The sequence below is a fragment of the Bradyrhizobium sp. YR681 genome, from assembly GCF_000282615.1.
Taxonomy (GTDB): domain Bacteria; phylum Pseudomonadota; class Alphaproteobacteria; order Rhizobiales; family Xanthobacteraceae; genus Bradyrhizobium.
On the sequence record NZ_AKIY01000317.1, the window covers coordinates 1 to 2,654 of the forward strand.

A 2,654-nucleotide genomic window follows, 5' to 3' on the forward strand; every position below is an offset into this window, starting at 1 on the left:
GAACACAGTCGCTGAGGAGCCCGCGAAGCGGGCGTCTCGAAGGATGGCGGGTCTGCATGGTTCGAGACGCGCGTTCCGCGCTCCTCACCATGAGGATCAACCTGCACTTCACGTCCCGCGCGGCTTCACGCGCCGCGTCGGCAGCGCGCTCGCCGGATCCTCCGGCCAGGGGTGACGCGGGTAGCGGCCGCGCAGGTCGGAGCGCACGGCGGCGTAACTGCCGCGCCAGAAGCCTGGGAGATCGCGCGTCACCTGCACCGGGCGCTGCGCCGGTGACAGCAATTCCAGCACCAGCGGCACCTTGCCGGCGGCGATCGAGGGATGGATGTTGAGGCCGAACAATTCCTGCAGCCGCACCGCGATGGTCGGCCCCTGCTCGGCCTCGTAATCGATCGCAAGCACGGTGCCGGTCGGCGCCTCGAAATGCGTCGGCGCCTCGCGGTCGAGCCGCGCGCGCATCTCCCAGGGCAGCAACGCCATCAGTGCATCGGAGAGATCGCCGGGAGAGATATCCTTCAGCGCGATCTTGTCGTAGAGCGCAGGCACCAGCCAATCGTCCCGCCGCGCGATCAATCCATCGTCCGTGAGATCAGGCCAGCTGTCGCCCTCGGCCTTGCGCAAGAACATCACGCGATCGCGCCATTGTTTGGCGGCCTTCGACCAGGGCAGCCGATCAAGGCCGGCTGCGATCAGCCCATCCGCAAAGATGCGTGCGGTCTCCTCCGAGGGAGAGACGCCCAGTGTGGCCTCCGACAGGGTGATCGCGTGCAGCGCGCGCTTGCGCCGCGCACGGAGCGCCATCGCCCCGCGATCGAAGGAGATCTCGTCGACGGCCTCGATATGCTCGGCAAAGTGCCGCTCGATCTCGTCCTGGGTGATTTGCGCCGCAAGCAGGATGCGTCCACTTGCGGCCGTCCCCGTCATCTCGCCGATCGCGATATAGGGCGCTCGTGCCAGCGACGATGTCTGCTCGACGGCGGCGCCCCGGCCATTGGCGAGCACGAAGCTGCCATTGCCGCGATTGCGCGCGACGCGGTCCGGAAAGGCGTAGGCGAGCATCAGGCCGGTGGAGAGATCATCCGGCTCGCCCGCCTTCTCCGAGGCTGCCACCTGCGAGGCCCAGCGCCGCGCCAGATCGCGCGCGCTCGCGGCACGCGGCGAGCGGTCGCGGCGAAACTGATCGCGGCGATGCTCGAGATCGGCGCTGTCGCCGCCAAGCCCGCGTTCGGTGAGGATGGCGGCAATCTCCGCGGCGGCTTCGCCCTCGCCGGCACGGTGCGAATCCACGATCATGCGCGCCAGCCGCGGCGGCAGTGCCAGGGCGCGCAGGCTCCTTCCCTCCGCGGTGATGCGGCCGTCGGCATCGAGCGCGTTAAGCTCGGTGAGGAGACTTTTGGCTTCTTTCCAGGCCGGTGCGGGCGGCGGATCGAGGAACGACAGCGCGGCGGGATCGGCGACGCCCCATTGCGCGAGATCGAGCACCAGCGACGACAGGTCGGCGCTGAGGATTTCCGGCTGGGTGTAGGGCGCGAGCGAAGCGGTCTGCGGCTCGTCCCAGAGCCGGTAGCAGATTCCAGGCTCGGTGCGGCCGGCGCGGCCGCGGCGCTGGTCCACTGCGGCACGCGCGGCGCGCACGGTCTCGAGCCGGGTGAGGCCGATATCAGGCTCGTAGCGCGGCACGCGGGCGAGACCGGAATCGACCACGATGCGCACGCCTTCGATGGTGAGCGAAGTCTCCGCAATCGAGGTCGCGAGCACGACCTTGCGCATGCCCCTGGGGGCGGGCGAGATGGCGCGATCCTGCACGGCGGCATCGAGCGCGCCGAACAGCGGCACGATCTCGATGCCGGCATCCTGCACGCGTTCGCCGAGGAAATTCTGGGTTCGCCGGATTTCGGCGGCGCCCGGCAGGAACGCCAGCACCGAGCCGCTGTCGGCGCGGAGGGCAGACGCGATCGCATCCGCCATCTGCCGCTCGATCGGCGCATCGGCCTTGCGGCCGAGATAGCGCGTCTCGACCGGAAAGGCCCGGCCCTCGCTTTCGACGACGGGGGCATCGCCGAGCAGTTTTCCGACGCGGGCGCCGTCGAGCGTGGCCGACATCACGAGGATGCGGAGATCCTCGCGCAGGCCGGTTTGCGCGTCGCGCGCCAACGCCAGGCCCATGTCGGCGTCGAGCGAGCGCTCGTGAAATTCGTCGAACAGGATGGCGGCGATGCCGGAGAGCTCGGGATCGTCGAGGATCTGGCGTGTAAAAATGCCTTCGGTCACGACCTCGATGCGGGTCGCGCGCGAAATCTTCGAGCCGAAGCGGACGCGATAGCCCACGGTTTCGCCGGCGCGCTCGCCGAGCGATTTTGCCATGCGGTCGGCACTGGCGCGCGCGGCGATGCGGCGCGGCTCCAGCACGATGATCTTCTTGCCCTTGGCCCAGGGCGCATCGAGCAGCGCCAGCGGCACGCGCGTGGTCTTGCCGGCGCCGGGAGGGGCAACCAGCACGGCAGCGTTATGCGCCTCCAGCGTGCGCGAGAGGTCGTCGAGCACGGCATCGATCGGGAGGGGCGTGTCGAAGTTGCGGGGCAATGTCTATCCGTTCGTCATGCCCGGGCTTGTCCCGGGCATCCACGTCATGGGACTAGAAAACAGACGTGGAT

General features: G+C 69.1%; 1 protein-coding gene. It reads right to left on the reverse strand.

The window, feature by feature from the left end; genetic code table 11:
- Positions 1-108: 108 nt before the first annotated feature.
- Positions 109-2,583 carry an ATP-dependent helicase HrpB gene (gene hrpB, locus PMI42_RS33895; RefSeq protein ID WP_008143597.1) on the reverse strand — a complete coding sequence of 825 codons (2,475 nt, stop codon included), beginning with the start codon at positions 2,581-2,583 and terminating at the stop codon, positions 109-111.
- Positions 2,584-2,654: the final 71 nt, after the last annotated feature.